The sequence below is a fragment of the Streptomyces sp. NPDC014727 genome, from assembly GCF_043083485.1.
GTDB lineage: Bacteria > Actinomycetota > Actinomycetes > Streptomycetales > Streptomycetaceae > Streptomyces.
The window spans coordinates 83,429-102,724 of sequence record NZ_JBIBYR010000021.1; the positions used below are offsets into that span (position 1 = coordinate 83,429).

The window sequence follows — 19,296 nt, forward strand, 5'->3', positions numbered from 1 at the left end:
CTACTTCTGGTCCGCGGCGAGCTTGGCATTGACGTCCTTCTCGGCCGAGGCCAGCAGGGAGTCGATGTCGGCATCGCCCTTGGTGAGCACCGCCTGGACCACCGGGTCGAGCGCGATGTACAGCTTCTGCGCCTGGTACGGCGGCTCCGGCCTCAGCCTCAGCGTGGAGAGGCCGTCGATGTACGGCTTGAAGTTCTGCAGCTTCACATTGATGTACGGCTTGATCGCGGCGTCGATCTCGGTCTGCCGTTTCTTGTCGAAGACCGGCAGCGTCGGGACGCCCACCGCGGACTTCGGGTCGGCGGAGAGCGCCTTGGCCTGCTCGGCGGCGATGTCGGTGCTGTATTGCGGCTTGACGTAGGCGAAGGTCAGCCACTCGACGGCGGCTGCCGCGTGCTTCTTGTCGGCGGACTTCGGGACCATGTAGATGTCGCCGCCGGTGAGTGTCGCGTTGCCGCCGGACTGCGGCATCGAGGCAACCCCGAAGGCGTCGGTGTTCTCCATGCCGAACTGCATCTTCGCCAGTCGATACGTCCCCGGGCTGCCCATGAACATGCCGACCTGCCCGGCTGCGAACTGCTTGATCACGTCGTTCTGATTGTTGAGCAGGGTTTTGCCGAGCGAATCGTCCTTCCAGCGCATGTCCTTGAGCAGCCGCAACCCCCTCTTCGTCGGCTCCCCGGTGAGTGTGGCGGTGTACTTGCCACCCTGCTCCTTCTCCAGCTCGCCACCGAAGGCGTAGGACAGCATCGTCAGCTGCCAGCCGCCCTGGTTGTCCTTGGACTCGTGGACGAAGCCCGCCTTGCCGGTCCGGTCGCTGATCCTCTTGGCGGCGGTGCGGACTTCCGCCCAGGTGGTCGGCGGTCTGTCGGGGTCGAGACCGGCCTTCTCGAAGAGCTCGCGGTTGTAGACCAGGCCCTGGGCGTACGGATTCTGCGGTACGCCGTACACGTCGCCGGAGCTGTCGGTCAGCGGCTGGAGGACCTGAGGGTTGAACTCCTTGAAGTGCTTCCACTCCTTGAGCTGCCCGGTGATCGGCTGCACCTGCTTCTGCTGGATGAGCCGCTGCGGCTCGGTCAGCGGCACCTTGATGACGTCCTCGACATTGCCGCCGGACAGCTTCGCGGAGAACGTCAGCGGGTCGAAGACCGTGGTCGAACCCTTGACCTTGATGCCCGGGTTGGCCTTCTCGAAGTCGGCCACCTGCTTCTTGAACAGGGCGACCCCGGGCTTGTCGGTGGCCGGCGGCATGCCCTGCACCCGCAGCACGAGATCGCCGTCCCCGTCGGCGCTGCTCGGGGTGAGGGAGGAACAGCCCGCGAGGGTCGCGGTCAGCGCCATGCAGCCAAGTATGGCCGCACAGCGGGAGTTTCTGGGCATAACGGCTCCAAGAAGGGCAGGAGTGGGCTCGGCGCGGTGCCTTGCTCGTTGCGGTGGTGTGCGTCGTGGATCAGTGGACGGGTGCGGGGCCCGTCGAGGCGCGGGGGATCAGACGGGAGCCGATCTCCACGAAGGAGGAGCTGATTTCAAGTCCCTTTCCAACACGGCCTGTTGTGCTCGCGATCGTTTCGATCAGAAGGTCCCCCGCACGCGTGGCGATCTCCTCGGGGTCGATCCTGATCGTGGTGAGGCTGGGGGTGGAGACGGAGGCGAGCAGTGTGTCGTCGATGCCGATGACGCTGACGTCGCGTGGCACGCTCACGCCGAGGTTGGCCATCTGGTGCAGTACGCCGAGGGCGACCAGGTCGTTGTGGGCGATCACGGCCGTCGCATCATGGGCGGCGACGAGGGTGGCGGCGTGCACGCCCGTCTCGAACCGCGGCTCGTACGGTCCAAGTTCGGACAGGGAGAGGTCGAGCGCTTCGAAGGACTCCTGGATGGACTTGCCGCGGCTCAGCTCGGCGCGGGACGCGTTGATGAAGACGCAGCGCCGATGGCCGTACGCCTTCAACTGCTCGGCGGCCTGCGCGATGCCGGCGGACAGTGAGATCCGGACCTCGGGGATGCCCGGCACATGACGGTTCACCACCACCAGCGGCATCTGGCCCGCGAGTTCATGGAGCCGGTCCTCGGTGAGGGTGGAGGCCCACAGGATCAGGCCGTCGACCCGCTTCGATACGGCCGCGATGGCGGCCAGCTCGTCCGCCTCGCGCTCGTCGCTGTCGGCGACCAGGACCGTGTAGCCCAGGCGCCGGGCGCGGGCCTGCATCGCCTTGATGATCGGCGGGAAGAACGGGTTGGCGATGTCCGGGACGATCAGGCCGAGTGTTCCGGTGCCGCCGCCGCGCAGTGAACGGGCCGCCGGGTTGGGGGAGTAGCCGAGTTCGGCCGCGGCGTCGAGGATGCGCTGCCGGGTCGCCGGCTGCACCTGGTCGGGTGCGGTGAACGCACGGGACACCGTCGACACCGAGACGCCCGCAGCGCTCGCCACCTCTCGGATCGTGACTGCCACGGACGGCCTCCTCGTCGTCTTGAGCCGGGGACCCCGGTCGTCTCGCATCTGGATTCTGCGAATGCGGTTGATGCTTGCGAACGTTCCCAGGGCGTGTCAAGACGCGTGTCAGGACTATTTCATCGAGGAAAACCTTCTGGATGCACGGGCCTTGCGCTTCGACTCGACTGCTGCCGATGATGTGTTCTCAAGAACAGCACTGAAATTGCGGGAACGTTTTCATAGAGGAGTGGCATGAAGATCACCGGCCTGGAAGTGCTGACTCTCCCCGACCACGGCGACAGCATGATGCTGGTCGTGGTCGACACCGACGAGGGCATCCACGGTCTGGGCGAGGTCGGCATCAGGTCGCGCCAACGTGCGGTCGCGGGCGGTCTCGAGCACCTCGCGGAGCTGATCGTCGGTGAGGACCCGCGACGGATCGAGCACCTCTGGCAGGTGATGTTCCGGCGCGGGTTCTTCCCCGCCGACCGCATACTCGGCGCAGCCATCGCAGCGGTGGACGTAGCCCTTTGGGACATTCGAGGCAAGGCGTTCGGCGTACCGGTGCATGAACTCCTCGGTGGCCGGGTGCGTGATCACGTACCCGCCTATGTGCACGTCGGCGACGGCTACCACGACCGCGCGCGGTTCCTGGACCGCTGCCGCGACCTGGTCGCGGAGGGCTGGCGTCATCTGCGGTTCGCCTCGCCGCACGACGCCGACGGCACGCTCGACGCTCGCCGCTGCCTGCGCGACTCGGTCGACCTCTTCCATCAGGTGCGGGATGCGGCCGGCGTCGAAGTGGAGCTGATCCTCGACGTCCATACGCGCCTGGATCCGCCGGAGGCGCTGACCCTGTGCCGGGAGATCGAGGCGGCCCGCCCGTACTTCGTCGAGGACCCACTGCGCTGTGAGAATCCGGACAGTTACCGCATGCTGCGGGCCCGCACCGGCGTTCCGCTCGCCGCAGGTGAGCAGTACGGCTCCAAATGGGAGTTCAGGACACTCATCGAGGACGACCTCATCGATTACGCGCGCGTGGACGTCGGGGTGGCCGCGGGCCTGACCGAGGCGAAGAAGATCGCGGCGATGGCGGAGACCCACCACATCAAGCTCGCCACCCACAACCCGCTCGGCCCGGTCACCGCCGCCTCCTCGCTCCAACTCAACCTGGCCTGCCCCAATGTGGCGATCCAGGAGCACCAGACCGACCCCGAGCCGGCCATCGCCGCCCTCTTCACCGCGCGGCCGACGATCCTGCCGGGGCGGGTGGAGCTGAGTGAACTGCCCGGCATCGGCGTGGACATCGACCGGGAGGCGGCGCGCCGGTACCAGGCCGCGGCGGCCGAGCGCCCACACTTGCGCACGGCGGACGGGGCGTTCACCAACTGGTAGCCGGGCAGGGCCGGTCGGCGGCGCGGGCCCGCCCCCGCCCCGGCGGAATCGAAGGCCGCGTACAACGGTATCGAACAGGACGCCGGACAAGGCGCGGGTCCCTTCCGGACCGACGCCGGACAAGGCGCGGGTCCCTTCCGGACAACCCCCGCGCTGACCCGCACACCATGACAACGGGACATTCGCATCACCGTCCCGGCGGGCCCACAGCCCGCGTCCGCACACTGAGCACGATCTCCGACTTCAGGAAGTAGGCGAGTTCCGTCGTGTCGTTCACAGGAGCCGCGAGGCCGGTCGAACTGGGCCTTGCCGGCATAGCGTTCATGGGCGTGCTGGTAGGCGCGACGACGCCGGCCGGCAGTCAGGAACGTGAGAAGCTGCAGGTGACGGCCGTGTCGTCGCGGCCCGGCACGGTGTCGGGAGACGACGCCCTGATACGTGTCGAGGTGCCCGCCTCCATAGCGGCCGGCCACGTCCGGGTCGAGGTGGAAGGCCGGGACGTGACCTCGAGCTTCCGGCCTTCCGGCGACAATGCGCTGATGGGCGTGGTGAAGGAGCTGTCCAAGGGCGACAACAGGCTCACTGCCAGGGCTCAGGGTGCGGACACAGGACAACTGACCCTGAAGAACCACCCCATCACGGGGCCGGTGTTCGCCGGGCCGCACGAGCAGCCGTTCGTCTGTGACACCGCCGAATTCAAGACGGTCACCGGCGGCACCCTCGGGCAGCCGATCGACAAGGACTGCTCGGTCAAGACCCGCGTCGATTACATGTATCGCACCACGGCCGGCAAGTTCGTTCCGTTGCCCGACAAGGACGTCCGTCCCGCCGACCTGGCCACCGCCACGACGAGCGCGGGCAAGGAGGTGCCGTACATCGTCCGCGTCGAGACCGGCACCATCAACCGCGGCATCTACGAGACGGCCGTGCTGCACGACCCGACGTCCGGCACCCCCGACCCGCTGCAGCGTGGGCCGGGCTGGAACGGGCGCCTCGTGTACGGCTTCGGCGGGGGCTGTAACAGCGGCTGGTACATCCAGGGCCGCAACACCGCCGGCATCATGAACGACACGTATCTGAGCAAGGGCTACGGCGTCGCATCGTCCACGCTGAACGTCTTCGGCAACAACTGTAACGACCTGCTGGCCGCCGAGACCATGAGCATGGTCAAGGAACGCTTCGTGGAGACGTACGGCGACCCGGCCTTCACCATCGGAAACGGCTGCTCCGGCGGCTCGTACCAGACCCACCAGATCGCCGACAACTACCCGGGTCTGCTGGACGGCATCCTCTCCGGCTGCAGCTTCCCCGACGTCGGCTTCGGGACGATTCACACGCTCAGCGACGCCCAGCTCCTGAACCACTACTTCAAGGAAGTCGCGCCGGACGCGTTCACCAAGGAGCAGCAGAGGGCGGTCTCCGGGTTCGGCAAGTGGGAGAGCATCGGCAGCCTGGCCAGGGCGGGTGGCCGTATCGACCCCACGGTGTTCTGCCCGCCCCAACTGCCCGAGGGACAGCGCTACGACCCCGACACCAACCCGGACGGTGCCCGCTGTGATGTCTACAGCCACACCGTGAACGTGTACGGCGAGGTACCGGAGACGGGGAAGGCGCGCAGGCCGCTCGACAACACGGGGATCCAGTACGGACTTGAGGCCCTGAACAAGGGGACCATCGACATGGACCAGTTCATCGACCTGAACCGGCGTATCGGTGGCCTCGACGACGACGCCAAACCCGCCGCGGAGCGCACCGTCGCCGATCTCAAGGCGGTACGGACGGCCTACCGCACGGGTCGCATGCTGAACGGCGGTGCCGGCCTCGCCGACGTTCCGATCATCGACTACCGCGACTACACGGACGACGCGGCGGCCGGCGACATGCACATGCGCTTCCATTCCTTCTCCACCCGGGCGCGCTTGGACAAGGCCAACGGCACACACGCCAACCAGGTCATGCTCACTCGCTCCAACGGGCACGGATTCACTCTCGCCGGGATGCTGTCCGACATGGACCAGTGGCTCACCGGCATCAAGGGAGACTCCGGCAACGAAGCGCCCATCGAGAAGATCGTCCGCCACAAGCCGCAGGGTCTCACGGACGCCTGCTGGACCCGTGGCATCGGTGCGAAGAAGATCACGGAGCCCCAGGTCGAGGGCATCAACAACACCGAGTGCAACACCCTCTACCCGGTGTGGACATCGCCGCGGATGGTCGCCGGAGCCGATGTGGCCAACGACATCGTCAAGTGCCGCAAGCGCCCCGTGACCCGCTCGGACTACGAAGTGCCGGTGACCGAAGGCCAGTTCAGGGATCTGAAGGCGATCTTCCGGGACGGTGTCTGCGACTGGTCCAGGCCCGGGGTGGGTCAGCAGGACCTCGCCGGTACATGGCTCTCCTTCGACCGGACGTGACAGGATCGTGGCAGGCGAGCCCAAACGGGGGCAGGTGCGACCTCTCGCTTTGGTGCCACTGGTGATGAGTTACCGCGTTCGCCCAGGTCAGCACGTGTTTCCGGGCCGCTGAAGCGTCGTCACCCTCACTCTTCCCCTCCTTGTCGTCAGTGGGGGAGGAGAGCATCGGGGTGCGGGGCGGCCTGGCGGCATTCCCAGCCCTGGCGTGCCGTGTCCGGTCCCCGACCGGGGACCGGACACGGCGGACGAGGGGAGCGCGGGTCTGACGGCCGGGAAGCACTTCCTCTGGTGCTGCCGGTACCTACCGACGAGCAGTGGGCGTGTGCAGTAGACCTCTTCCCAAGACCCAAAAAGCGGTCCAGGATTGTCCCCCCGCGACTCGCGTTCGAGGCGTCGCTGTTCAAGGTTCGGCACGGCCTGATGTGGAAGGATCTCCCGGAGCACGTCACTCAAGGGCAGCGCCCCCCAGAGCCTCTGCCGGCGTGCGCTTGAGTACCTGGAGACCGGAGTTTGGGAGAGGGCGGTATGCGCACTGGGCGACTAAGACGGCACCCCGGTGCCCCCCCAGACCACTCGGCGTACGAGGGAAAGCTGATCACCGGCCAGGTCGAGACGGTACTCTCGCGCGGCGAAGTCGTCATCGACGAAAGGAAGTTCACCGGCCGGACCGACCACGGCATGTACACCCCGCGCGCCACTTGTCAGTACCTGGACCAGGAGCACCCGCCATGGACTTCGGACTCGTTCTCCAGACCGACCCGCCCGCCTCGTCCGTCGTCGGCCTGATGCGCCGCGCCGAACGCAACGGCTTCCGCTATGGCTGGACCTTCGACTCGGCGGTGCTCTGGCAGGAGCCCTTCGTCATCTACAGCCAGATCCTCGAACACACCGAACACCTCGTCGTCGGCCCCATGGTCACCAATCCGGGCACCCGGACCTGGGAGGTCACCGCCTCGACCTTCGCCACCCTCAACGACATGTACGGCAATCGCACGGTCTGCGGCATCGGGCGCGGCGACTCGGCGATGCGTGTCGCCGGCCGCAGGCCCAACACCCTGGCCCGCCTCGGCGAGGCCATCGACGTCATCCGCGACCTCGCCGAGGGGCGGGAGGCCACCGTCGACGGGCAGCCGGTCCGGATCCCCTGGATCAAGGACGGCAGACTGCCCGTCTGGATGGCGGCGTACGGTCCGAAGGCGCTCGCCCTCGCCGGGCAGAAGGCCGACGGCTTCATCCTCCAGCTCGCCGATCCGTTCCTCACCGAGTGGATGGTCAAGGCGGTACGGGACGCGGCGACGCAGGCCGGCCGCGACCCGGCCTCCGTGACCATCTGCGTCGCCGCCCCCGCCTATGTGGGCGACGACCTCGACCACGCCCGCGAGCAGTGCCGCTGGTTCGGCGGCATGGTCGGCAATCACGTCGCGGACCTGGTCTCCCGGTACGGCGAGCACTCCGGTCTCGTCCCTGAGGCCCTGACCGCGTACATCGCCGGGCGGTCCGGTTACGACTACAGCCATCACGGCCGTGCCGGGAACCCCGACACGACCTTCGTGCCGGACGAGATCGTCGACCGGTTCTGTCTGCTGGGCCCGGCCGAGGCCCACATCGAGAAGCTCCGGGTCCTGCGTGACCTGGGTGTCGACCAGTTCGCCGTGTACGACATGCACGACGCGCGCGAGGCGACGATCGACGCCTACGGCTCCCGGATCATCCCCGCCCTGTCCAGCTGACCGTCGGACCCGACCGCCCCCACGGCTGTACGTACGCCCCGCGCCGCCCGCCCCGCACGGCACCGTTCCCGAGCGAAGGGTCCAGCCGCCATGACGTCGACCGTCCCGCCCACTCCACCCACCCCACCGCTTCCACCACAGGACCCGATATCCGATCCGTCGGGCCGCATCGGACTCGCTCCCGGCGCCGTGCCCACCGACAACCGTTTCGTCAATGAGGACCTGCTGCCCGTTCCGCTGGAACGGCGCCGCTGGACGACGTACAACTTCGCCGCGCTCTGGGTCGGCATGGCCCACAACATCCCGTCGTGGCTGCTCGCCTCCGGCCTGGTGGCGCTCGGCATGGACTGGAAGCAGGCCGTCTTCACCATCGCCCTCGCCAACCTGATCGTGCTCGGCCCGATGCTCCTCACCGGGCACGCGGGACCCAAGTACGGCATCCCGTTCCCCGTGCTGGCCCGCGCCTCCTTCGGTCTGCGCGGAGCCAATCTGCCCGCGCTGATCCGGGCGGCGGTGGCCTGTGCCTGGTTCGGCATCCAGACCTGGATCGGCGGCGTCGGCATCTTCACCCTGCTCGGGAAGGTCTTCGGGGGCTGGGCGACGGCGTCCGGGATCGGCGGTCAGCCGTGGACGCTCTGGCTCTGCTTCATCCTCTTCTGGGCGCTCGAACTCGCCATCATCTACCGGGGGATGGACGCCCTGCGCCGGTTCGAGAACTGGGCGGCCCCCTTCGTCATCGTCGGCGCGGTGGTTCTGCTGGTCTGGGTCGCCGTCAAGGCGGGCGGGCTCGGCCCGCTGCTCGACCAGCCCTCCCGGCTCGGCTGGGGCAAGGAGTTCTGGCCGGTCTTCTTCCCCTCCCTGATGGGCATGATCGCCTTCTGGGCCACGCTCTCGCTGAACATCCCCGACTTCACCCGCTTCGGGGCCGGCCAGCGCGCCCAGATCCGAGGCCAGTCGCTCGGCCTGCCGACCACGATGACGCTCTTCGCGCTGCTCTCGGTCCTGGTCACCTCCGGCTCGCAGGCCGTGTACGGGCAGGCGATCTGGGACCCGGTCCAGCTCGTCGCCAGGACCGACAACGTCTTCGGGCTGCTGTACGCCCTGGTGACCGTGCTCGTCGCGACGGTCTCCGTGAACATCGCGGCGAACGTCGTGTCCCCCGCTTACGACCTGGCGAACCTCGCCCCCAAACTCATCAACTTCCGTACCGGAGCACTGATCACGGGTGTCGTCGGCGTCGTCATCATGCCGTGGAAACTCACCGGGACCCCCGAGCTGTACATCTTCACCTGGCTCGGACTGGTCGGCGGGCTCCTCGGTACGGTCGCGGGCATTCTCATCGCCGACTACTGGATCGTCCGCCGCACCGTGCTCGACCTCGCGGACCTCTACCGTCCCGGCGGCCGGTACTGGTACGTCAACGGCTGGAACTGGCGGGCGGTCCTCGCGTTCGCCGTCGGCGGTGTCCTGGCGATCGGTGGCTCGCACTCGGCCCCCGGCACGGGCCCGTTCCCGTCCGGCGGACTCATCCCGTTCCTGAAGCCGCTCGCGGACTACGGCTGGGCGGTCGGGCTGGCCTCCTCGCTGGTGCTGTACGTGGTGCTCAGCGGACGGGCCGACATCACAGCGGCGCCGACGTCGTACGGTTCAGCAGAGCACTGATGTCGTACGTCTGATCAGGCGGCGGCGTGGCCGTGGGCACCGGCTTGTCGAAGGCCGAGAGGTCCACCGCCGCGTTCGCCCCGCCGCCCCGCACCGTGATCCTCAGCGGGTAGGGCTTACCCGTGTCCGCGACGTACACCGTCAGTGTCCGGCCGTCCCTGACCTTGGTCAGGGGCACCACCGGAGCCCCGCCCAGCGTGGTCTTCCTGCCCTTGTTCAGCGTTCCCCGGTCGTTGTTCGCGTTGTCGCTGACCAGCTTCTGGAAGGTGGTCAGATCGCATCCGGCGGCCACGTCGCGCAGCCTCGGGTCGGTGGCCGAGCCCTTCATGTAACGCCCGTTGAGGATCGCGGCGAAGGCCGAGCCGCCGTTGGGAACCTGGTTCTTCCAGAAGTCCGCGTCCGGCTTGACCCAGATGTCGTCGCCGCGCTTCACGATCCGGACCGATCCCTGTTGGTTGCCGAGATCCACCGCACCGTTGCAGTTGCCGTCCCGGTCCAGCGTGAGACCCAGGACCATCGACGGGTTGCCGCCGTCCAGGTCGCCACGCGCGCCGAGGTGCAGGGACCGGGCGCTCAGGAGGGCGTCGCGCGAGCGGTCGGCGATCTGCTGGGCGGAGAGCGTGTCGATGCCGTTGTCCGCGTGCGCCACACCGCCGCCGACGAGGCCGCCGCTCGTGATTCCCAGCACGAACACCGCCGCCAGGGCGGTCCCGCGTGTGCCGATGAGTTGGCCGGTCACGGTGCCTCCCTCGAAGGGCCGTCGGGCCTGCCCAGGTGTGCGATCCGATCCCCTTGAGCGTACGTCGGGGCGTGGTGGGCCGCGCGACGGAGGACCACTGGCGAAGCGCACACACAGTGTGATGTGTGCCCGGTTGTGCGTCATGGCTCGTGCGGCCGTCTCCGGCCGCCCTCCTCCGAACGGTTGAGCGGACCGCCCGTAACTCGTTACCCTCCGGTAAGTTCGTTCTCGCGTACAGGTGCGGGCGCGCGCACCTGCCATTCGAGGAAGGCGGGCAGCCCATGTCCTCAACGGAAGCCGTGGAAACCGGCGAACCGGCCGGCGCGATCGGGCTGACCGAGAGCGCACGTGAGCTGGCCGAAGGCCGAACCACCTCTGTCGACCAGGTACGTGCCGCCCTGAGCCGGATCGAAGCCAGCCAGGGCATCCTCAACGCCTTCCGGCACCTGCGGGCCGAGGCCGCGCTCGCCGAGGCCGCCGAGGCCGATCGCCGGCTCGCCGCGGGGGAGCGGCTGCCTCTGCTCGGCGTACCGGTCGCCGTCAAGGACGACACGGATGTCTTCGGGATGCCGACCTACTTCGGCTGCGACGGCGACCTGCCCGCCGCCGCCGCGGACAGCGAGGCCGTGCGCAGACTGCGGGCCGCCGGGGCGGTGATCGTCGGGAAGACCAACTCCTGCGAGCTGGGCCAGTGGCCCTTCACCGAGGGCCCCGCCTTCGGCGCCACCCGCAACCCCTGGAACACCGGACACACCCCCGGCGGCTCGTCCGGCGGTTCCGCGGCGGCCGTGGCGGCCGGGCTCGTCCCCGCCGCACTCGGCTCGGACGGCGCCGGATCCGTCCGTATCCCCGCGGCCTGGACCCACCTCGTCGGCATCAAGCCGCAGCGGGGCCGGATCTCCGTCCACCCGCAGAGCGACGCGTTCCAGGGCCTGACCGTCAACGGGCCGCTGGCCAGGACCGTCGCCGATGCCGCCCTGCTCCTCGACGCGGTCGCCGGACCGCACCCCGACGATCCGCACCGGCCGCCCCCCGTCGAGGCCTCGGCCGCCGCCCGCCGCGACCCCGGCCGACTGCGTATCGCCCTTGCCTGGCGTCCCCCGCTCACGCTCACGGGCTCCGCGCCCCACCCCGAGGTGCGACGGGCCGTCACCGCGCTGGCCGAGGCCCTCGCCCGTCTCGGCCACGAGGTGGAGGAGGCCAGGCCCCGCTACGGGCTGATCGGCCTCGGCTTCGTCCCCCGCGCCACCGTCGGCATCGCCGAGCTCGCCGCCCGCCACCCCGACCCCGCTCTCCTCGACCCGCGCACCCGCAGCGCCCTGCGCACCGGCACCCGGCTCGGCGGCCGGGTGGTGCGGGCGGCCAGGGAACGGGAGGTGCGTCAGCACCGCAGGATCGGTGCGTTCTTCCACACGTCCGGGACCCGCGCCGGATACGACGTGCTGCTCACCCCGACGACCGCGCTGCCGCCGCCTCCGATCGGCAGGTTCGACGGGCTGAGCGCCTGGCGCACCGATGTGACGATGGCCGAGGCCTGCCCGTACGCATGGCCCTGGAACGTACTGGGCTGGCCCGGCATCAACGTACCGGCCGGGTTCACCGCCGACGGGCTGCCCGTCGGCGCCCAGTTGCTCGGTCCCTCCCGCAGCGAGGAACGGCTGATCTCCCTCGCCGCCCAACTGGAGGCCGACCGGCGCTGGTACGAGCACCGGCCCCCCGAGCCGTCCCTCTCCGTCAGGCCGGGCGGCGGGCGCTGACGGACCCGTGCCCCGCCCCGCGCGGTCGGCCGGGGACGGGCCGGAGGCCGCGCGCCGTGTGACGCATGCGTCGGACACCACCCGACTGGAGCACTGCGCCCGTTTTCGAGGACCCCGTCCGTCCCAAGCGCCGGAACGCCGGTCCGACGTGATCCGAACGAGGGCGCCGGGTCCGGGGAACCGCGCCCCGGATGATCCGCCCCGGTGGTTCCGCCCCCGGAACAGCGGTCGCGGACATTCGCACCGGAGTGCCGCAGGCGGGATCATGGACTGGGACCGGAGTGGATGGGTGGTGACCAGTATGGCGTCCGCAGGCCCGCCGTCGACGCCCGGAGCCGAACCGCCGCGGTCCGGCACCGCCCCGCACTCCTTCGACACGGCGAACGACGCGACCGCGGTGGTCGCCGGGACCGGAACGGTCGTCGGCTGGACGCAGAGCGCGCAGGACCTGCTGGGGTACCGCGCCGCCGAGGTGGTCGGGCGGCCCGCCGGCTTTCTCCTCGCGATGCCCGGGGATCCGGTGCGCGTGGCGGGGATCGCCGAGCGGTGCCGCGCCGGTGTGGGGTGGAGCGGCGCCGCAGCCGTGCGGCGGCGCGACGGCCGGGAGATCGATGTGGATCTGCGGGTCTCGGCCTCGTTCCACCTGGACGGCCGGGAATGCTTCCTCGTCTCGGGACGCGAACGACGGCCGGAATGGACGCTCGGGCAGTCCGTGCTGGACGCCTTTCTGACCAGCTCACCGATCGGGATGGCGGTGTTGAGTCCGCAACTGCGCTACCTATGGGTGAACGACACCCTGGAACGCTTCGGCGGCGTCCCGCGCGAGCAGCGCGTGGGCCGCCGGATGAGCGAAGTGCTCCCGGGACTGGAGGCCGACGCCATAGAGACCCTGATGCGCAGCGTGCTGGAGACCGGCGTCCCCGTCGTCGACTACGAGTACCGGGGGTGGAGCTGGGCCGATCCGCACCGTCAGCGCGCCTACTCCACGTCGTTCTTCCCCCTGACCGACGGCGACGACACCATCACCGGCATCTGCTACATGGTCCTGGACGTCACCGACCGGTGGAAGGCCCAGCAGCGCCTGGCCCTGGTCAATGACGCCGGAGTCAGCATCGGCTCCACGCTGGACGTGATGCGCACGGCTCAGGAACTGGCCGACTTCGCGGTACCGCGGTTCGCCGATCTCGTCCTCGTCGATCTGCTGGAGCCGGTCGCCAGCCCCGAGGAGCCGGGGCCGTGGCCCCCCGGCTCGGGGCTCGCCGGTACGGGGCTCCCCGACGCTGGTACCGCGCGTCCCGGCGCGAGCGGCGCCTCGCCGTCCCGGCCGAGGATGCGCCGCGCCGGGTTGCGCTCCGTACGGGAGGGCTGCCCGGAGGCGATCGCCCGGATCGGCGAACCGGTGGACTTCGTGCCCCCGCCCAACGACTTCCGCTTCCTCGTGGACGGTGAACCCGTCCTGATCCCGGTCCTCGATTCCGTCCGCCATCTGTGGGCGGTCGAACAGCCCGCCAGGGCGGCGCGCGTCCGGGAGTTCGGTCTCCACTCCCTCATTTCTGTGCCCATGCGGGCCCGGGACACGGTGCTCGGCCTGACCACCTTCATACGATCGGTGAACCTGGTCCCCTTCGAACCGGAGGACGTGCTCCCGGCCCGGGAACTGGTGGCACGGGCGGCGGTGTGCGTGGACAACGCCCGCCGCTACACCCGTGAGCACGCGGCGGCGCTGACACTCCAGCGCAGTCTGCTCCCGCACACGCTGCCCGGCGGCATGGCCCTGGACGTGGCCTCCTCGTACCTTCCGGCGGACGCCAAGGACGGTGTCGGAGGCGACTGGTTCGACGTGATCCCGCTGTCCGGCGCCCGGGTGGCCCTGGTCGTCGGCGATGTCGTCGGCCACGGCATAAGCGCCGCCGCGACCATGGGCAGGCTCCGCACCGCGGTGCACACCCTCGCCGACATGGACCTTCCCCCCGACGAACTGCTGGCCCACCTCGACGACCTCGTGCTGCGCCTGAGCGAGGAGGAACCCGAGGGCGAGGTGAGCGGCGCGACCGTGCTCGGTGCCACCTGCCTGTACGCCGTCTACGACCCGGTCACCCAGCTCTGCACGATGGCACGCGCCGGCCACCCGCCCCCCGTCGTCGTCTCCCAGGACGGGCGCGTCAGCTTCCCGGAACTGCCCGCGGGCCCCCCGCTGGGCCTGGGCGGGATGCCTTTCGAGACGGCGGAGATCGAGCTGCCGGAAGGCAGCCTGATCGGCCTCTACACCAACGGCCTCATCGAAGGCAGGGACCGGGACGCCGAACTCGGGATGTCCCGGCTCGGCGGCGCGCTGTCCCAGCGCGGGCTCTCCCTCGACGCCCTGTGCGCGACGGTCGTGGACCAGCTCCTCCCGGTCCCGCAGCCCGACGACGTCGCCCTGCTGCTCGCCCGCACCCACGAGCTGAGCCCCGACCACGTCGTCTCGTGGGACGTGCCGTCCGACCCCGCCGCCGTCGCGGGCGTCCGGGCCCGGACGGCCCGTCTGCTGAGGACGTGGGGCCTGGAGGAGCTGGAGATGACCACCGAGCTGATCGTCAGCGAACTGGTCACGAACGCGGTGCGCTACGCCACGGGTCCGATCCGGCTGCGACTGCTGCGCCAGTCCGTCCTGATCTGCGAGGTCTCCGACACCAGCAGCACTTCTCCCCGGCTGCGCCACGCGAGGACGACCGACGAGGGCGGTCGTGGCCTCTTCCTCGTCGCCCAGCTCACTCGTCGCTGGGGTACCAGGTACACCCCCGAAGGCAAGATCATCTGGACCGAGCAGGAGATCCCGACACCGCCGGCCTGAGGGCATTCCGGGACGCCGGTCCGACCGGGGCACGCGATCCCTGGCTCCGGCCGTGCGGCTCCGGCCGTGCGGGACGATCTCGCGCAACCGGCTCCGCACCGTCACCTTGTGCGCAACCGGCTTCGCGGGACCGGCTCGGCCGGACCCGCTTCACGGCACCCGCTTCACGGCACCCGCGCGGTCCATTCCTCGGTGCCGAACTTCGTGCGTACGAGCTCCTCGGCCCGCTCCATCTCCTCGTCCGTCACCTTGCCCGGCGTGAGGCCGTGCCGCGTCCGGAAGGAGTCGATCATCCGCTCGATGACGGCCTCGCGCGCGAGCCCCGTCTGACGTCGCAGCGGGTCGACGCGCTTCTTCGCGCTCCTGGTGCCCTTGTCGGAGAGCTTCTCCTTGCCGATCCGCAGCACCTCCAGCATCTTGTCGGCGTCGATGTCGTACGACATGGTCACGTGATGCAGTACGGCCCCCTCCCCGCCCACCACACGCTTCTGGGCCGCGCCCGCGATCTTTCCGGCGTCCGTGGCGATGTCGTTGAGCGGCTGGTACCAGGCCTTGATGCCCATGTCGCCGAGCGCGCCGAGCACCCAGTCGTCGAGATAGGCGTAACTGTCGGCGAAGGAGAGGCCCGAGACGAGCGCGTCCGGGACCGAGAGCGAGTACGTGATGGTGTTGCCGGGCTCCACGAACATGGCGCCGCCACCGGATATGCGGCGCACGACCGTGATGCCGTGACGTTCGGCGCCTGCCGGGTCGACCTCGTTGCGCAGCGACTGGAAGCTGCCGATGATCACGGCGGGTGAGGCCCACTCCCAGACCCGGAGCGTCGGCGGGCGCCGGCCTGCGGCGACCTCCGCGGTGATGACCTCGTCGAGCGCCATGTGGAGCGCGGGGGACTGCGGCGCCTCGTGGATGAGCTGCCAGTCGTAGTCGCTCCACTCGGTGGCCTGCGCGAGGGCCCGGCGTACGGCGACGGCCACACCCTCGGAGGTGAGGCCGAGCATCACCGTCGAGGCGGGGAGAGCCGCGTCGATCCGGGCGGCGAGCCCGGCGGTGTCGGTGTTGGCCGGAGCGCCTTCGAGCGCCGCGTCGATCGCGAGGATCGCCTCGTCCGGTTCCAGGAAGAAGTCCCCGGCCACCCGGACGTCGCGCAGCGCCCCGCCCCGGACATCCAGGTCCACGACGACGAGCTTGCCGCCCGGGACCTTGTACTCACCGTGCACAGCCATGCCTCCATGTCCGCCCGACTCTTCCACTCCGATCAGGCACACACCGCCACCATACGGTTTAGTCCGTGCCCTTCACCGCGACGGGTCCGCTGTCCGGGACCACCGTGCCCGCCGTGCGGAAGCGTTCCCGACCGGACCGTGAGATCCCCTTCCCGGTCCGGGGCCGGTGCCGGCGGGTGGAGCGGACCGGAGAAGAGCACCATGGAAGGGCGCGCGCATGACACGGGGGGTGACCTGGCAGGAGTTCGCCGGTGGCACGTGGACGGTTGCGGATCTATCTCGGGGCAGCCCCCGGGGTCGGCAAGACGTACGCCATGCTCGCGGAGGGACAGCGGCTGCGTTCACTGGGCGCGGATGTCGTCGTGGGCTTCGTCGAGCCGCATGGACGCCGGCCCACCGCAGCCATGGCCGAGGGCCTGAAGACGATCCCCAGGCGCACCCTGGCCCATCGCGGCGCGGCCTTCACCGAGATGGATCTCGACGCGGTGCTGGCCTGCCGTCCCCAGGTCGCGCTGGTCGACGAGCTGGCTCACTCCAATGTTCCGGGGGCCCGCAACGCCAAGCGGTGGCAGGACGTCGAGGAGCTCCTGGACGCGGGGATCGATGTCGTCACCACACTCAACGTCCAGCACCTGGAATCCCTCAATGACGTGGTCCGGCAGATCACCGGGGTCAGGCAGCGCGAATCCCTGCCCGACGAGGTGGCGCGTCGCGCCGACCAGATCGAACTGGTCGATCTGCCGCCCGAGGTCCTGCGCCGCCGCATGGTGCACGGCGACATCTACCCCTCGGACCGCATCGAGTCCGCACTCACCCACTACTTCCGGGTCGGCAACCTCACGGCACTGCGCGAACTCGCCCTCCTGTGGCTCGCCGACCGGGTGGAGGAGGGGCTGCAGCGCTACCGGGCCGAACACGGCATCTCCGCCCCCTGGGAGACCCGGGAGCGGATCCTGGTCGCCCTCAGCGGCGGCCCGGAGGGCGAGACCCTCATCCGCCGAGCCGCGCGGATCAGCGCCCGTACCCCCGGCACCGAACTGCTGGCACTCCATGTGGTTCCGGAGGACGGGCTCACCGGGGTCGACCCGGCCGTGCTGGACGCCCAGCACGCCCTTCTGGAGTCGCTGGGCGGCAGCTACCACCAGACCACGGGCGAGGATGTCGTCGATGCGCTGCTCCAGTTCGCCGAGGCGGAGAACGTCACCCAGATCGTGCTGGGCGCGAGCCGGCACGGCCGGCTCGCCTCCTTCCTGAGAGCGGGTGTGGGGGAGCGGACGATCAAGGCGTCCGGTCCGGTCGACGTGCACATCGTCACGCACGAGGAGGCGGTCGGTCCTGCCGCGCTGAGGCTGCCGCATCCGAGCCGCGGCATGGGTCCGAGACGGTACTGGTCCGCGTTGGCCGGTGCCGTGGTGCTGCTGCCCGCACTGACTCTCCTGCTGACGTCGACAGCGCTGCGCGGTCGGCTCGGCCTCTCCAGCGACTTGGTGATCTATCTGCTCGCCGTCGTCGCGATCGCCCTGGTCGGAGGTCTCTACCCCGCTCTGTTCGCCGCCTTCGCCGCGGCGCTGCTCGCTGATTACTACTTCACGGCACCGGTGCACTCGCTGGTCACGGAGCGTCCCGACGAGATCGCCGCGCTCGTGGTCTTCGTCGCCACGGCCGCTCTCGTTGGCACAGCCGCGGGAGCGGCCGCGCAACGTACGCACCAGGCTGTGCGTGCGACGTCGGAGGCGAGGGCGTTGAGCCGCCTGGCCGCCGCCATGATGCGTGGACAGGATCTGCCGGCACTCGTCGAACAGATCCGGGAGTACTTCGGCCTGGCCGCGATCAGCCTGCTCGAAAGAGATCCGGACGCCTCTCCCGTGCCCCGTTGGTACGTGGTGGCCAGCGCCGGGGAGCGGCCGCCGGAAAGGCCCTACGAGGCGGATGTGGAGAGCCCGGTCGACGACGATCTCACCCTGGTCGGCCGCGGTGCCGGACTGAGTACCCAGGACCAGCGCGTCCTCGCCGCGTGCGCCGCCGAACTGGGACTGTCCCATGCCCGGGGGCGGATCGCCGGGGGTTCCGGTGGCGCGGACACCCTCGCCGCCGCCGAACGCACCCGGGCGTCTCTGCTCCTCGCGGCGGGCCGCGATCTGCCTGCTCCGCTGCACACCGCAGAAGAGGCTCTCGTGCGGCTGCGGCATCGACGCGCCGACGAGCCCGCCCCGCAGGAGGAGCAGCAACTGCTGGAGGTGGCGCGTGCGGCCGTGCACCGCGCGGCGCAGTTGGTCACCGATCTCCATGACGTAAGCCGTCTGCACGCCGGTGCACTCGACCTCTACCTGCGCCCGGTCGACCTCAACGAGGTGCTGGGCGTCGTTCTGGACGACCTCGGGCCCGGCGGCCACTCCATCGATGTGCGCCTGCCGGAAGAGCTGCCCGATGTGATCGCCGACGCCGCCCTCCTCACCCGCGCCCTGACCGCCCTCGGGGCCGACGCCCTGCGACACAGCCCGCCGGACCGGCCGCCCGTCTTCACCGCCGAAGTCCGGGGCGACCGCCTGGAGATCCGCGTGCAGGACGGGATGCCCGACCGGGGCCGGAAACCGGGCGCGGCCGTCTCCCGGGCATCGGGTGCCGAGGCCGGCAGTCTGGCTCTGCGGCTGTCGCGCGACCTGGCCGAAGCCATGGGCGGGGTCCTGGAGACGACCTCTGTGGGGGCCGGTGCGGCCTTCTCGGCGACGCTCACCCTTCCGAGCGCCGCGCCCGGCGGCAGCGCGACGTCCGACCGCGCCCGGTGATTCTCCGCAGCCCACCGCCACCCGATCGGCCCGTGGAGCTTCGGGGCACTCCCGAAGTCGGCTGATATAGCGTCAGAAGTGAATGATCACACCGTGTTCCGGTCGAGGTGAACAGTCCCGCCTCTGATGCACTGCGAGGTGCCTCGCGCATGTCGGACGTCTTGTTCGTCGTCCTCACAGTCGTCGTGTTCGCCCTCATCGGCCTGGCCGCCAAGGGGGTCGGACGCCTGTGAGCGTGGAGAACGTCGTCGGCCTGATCGTCGCGGTGTGCCTCGTGATCTACCTGATCGTCTGCCTGATCCTCCCCGAGAAGTTCTAGG

General features: G+C 69.9%; 12 protein-coding genes and 1 pseudogene. 9 read left to right on the top strand and 4 right to left on the bottom strand.

All coding sequences use genetic code 11. The features are described from left to right. Positions 1-1,341: an ABC transporter substrate-binding protein gene (locus ACF1B9_RS27875; RefSeq protein ID WP_391740735.1), complete on the bottom strand. Its 1,341-nt coding sequence runs from the start codon at positions 1,339-1,341 to the stop codon at positions 1-3. Between the two features lie 109 nt (positions 1,342-1,450). Next, positions 1,451-2,452 (bottom strand): LacI family DNA-binding transcriptional regulator, encoded by a 1,002-nt coding sequence (locus ACF1B9_RS27880; protein WP_391740736.1) that lies wholly within the window; start codon positions 2,450-2,452, stop codon positions 1,451-1,453. 234 nt (positions 2,453-2,686) lie between these two features. On the opposite strand from ACF1B9_RS27880, the gene ACF1B9_RS27885 reads away from it, so the two are divergent. The 5 genes and pseudogenes from ACF1B9_RS27885 to ACF1B9_RS27905 all read left to right on the top strand — a co-directional run bounded on the left by ACF1B9_RS27885 (position 2,687) and on the right by ACF1B9_RS27905 (position 9,635). Further along, positions 2,687-3,829, top strand: a complete 1,143-nt coding sequence (locus ACF1B9_RS27885; RefSeq protein WP_391740737.1) for a mandelate racemase/muconate lactonizing enzyme family protein — start codon at positions 2,687-2,689, stop codon at positions 3,827-3,829. A gap of 266 nt (positions 3,830-4,095) precedes the next feature. After that, positions 4,096-6,243, top strand: coding sequence for a DUF6351 family protein (locus ACF1B9_RS27890; protein ID WP_391740738.1), 2,148 nt, complete (start codon positions 4,096-4,098; stop codon positions 6,241-6,243). Between the two features lie 567 nt (positions 6,244-6,810). Continuing rightward, positions 6,811-6,957 (top strand): annotated as a pseudogene (locus ACF1B9_RS27895) (dihydropyrimidinase); the annotation flags it as partial. Between the two features lie 14 nt (positions 6,958-6,971). After that, on the top strand, positions 6,972-7,973 hold the full coding sequence (locus tag ACF1B9_RS27900) for a TIGR03842 family LLM class F420-dependent oxidoreductase (protein ID WP_391740739.1): 1,002 nt from the start codon (positions 6,972-6,974) through the stop codon (positions 7,971-7,973). A 90-nt stretch (positions 7,974-8,063) separates the two neighbouring features. After that, entirely contained in the window at positions 8,064-9,635 is a 1,572-nt protein-coding gene (locus ACF1B9_RS27905; protein WP_391740740.1) for an NCS1 family nucleobase:cation symporter-1, read from the top strand. Here the strand turns inward: ACF1B9_RS27905 and ACF1B9_RS27910 are convergent. Then, on the bottom strand, positions 9,595-10,374 hold the full coding sequence (locus tag ACF1B9_RS27910) for a hypothetical protein (protein ID WP_391740741.1): 780 nt from the start codon (positions 10,372-10,374) through the stop codon (positions 9,595-9,597). The genes ACF1B9_RS27905 and ACF1B9_RS27910 overlap by 41 nt on opposite strands. A gap of 281 nt (positions 10,375-10,655) precedes the next feature. On the opposite strand from ACF1B9_RS27910, the gene ACF1B9_RS27915 reads away from it, so the two are divergent. Next, positions 10,656-12,131: an amidase gene (locus ACF1B9_RS27915; RefSeq protein ID WP_391740742.1), complete on the top strand. Its 1,476-nt coding sequence runs from the start codon at positions 10,656-10,658 to the stop codon at positions 12,129-12,131. Positions 12,132-12,432: 301 nt separating this feature from the next. Continuing rightward, complete coding sequence (locus ACF1B9_RS27920) at positions 12,433-14,964, top strand: SpoIIE family protein phosphatase (RefSeq protein WP_391740743.1); 2,532 nt, start codon at positions 12,433-12,435, stop codon at positions 14,962-14,964. Positions 14,965-15,128: 164 nt separating this feature from the next. Here the strand turns inward: ACF1B9_RS27920 and ACF1B9_RS27925 are convergent, their stop codons facing one another. Next, entirely contained in the window at positions 15,129-16,184 is a 1,056-nt protein-coding gene (locus tag ACF1B9_RS27925) for a biotin/lipoate A/B protein ligase family protein (RefSeq protein ID WP_391740772.1), read from the bottom strand. A 257-nt stretch (positions 16,185-16,441) separates the two neighbouring features. On the opposite strand from ACF1B9_RS27925, the gene ACF1B9_RS27930 reads away from it, so the two are divergent. Next, positions 16,442-18,976, top strand: coding sequence for a DUF4118 domain-containing protein (locus tag ACF1B9_RS27930; protein WP_391740744.1), 2,535 nt, complete (start codon positions 16,442-16,444; stop codon positions 18,974-18,976). A 229-nt stretch (positions 18,977-19,205) separates the two neighbouring features. Further along, positions 19,206-19,295, top strand: coding sequence for a K(+)-transporting ATPase subunit F (gene kdpF / locus ACF1B9_RS27935; RefSeq protein ID WP_376219722.1), 90 nt, complete (start codon positions 19,206-19,208; stop codon positions 19,293-19,295). The last annotated feature ends 1 nt before the right edge of the window (position 19,296 follow it).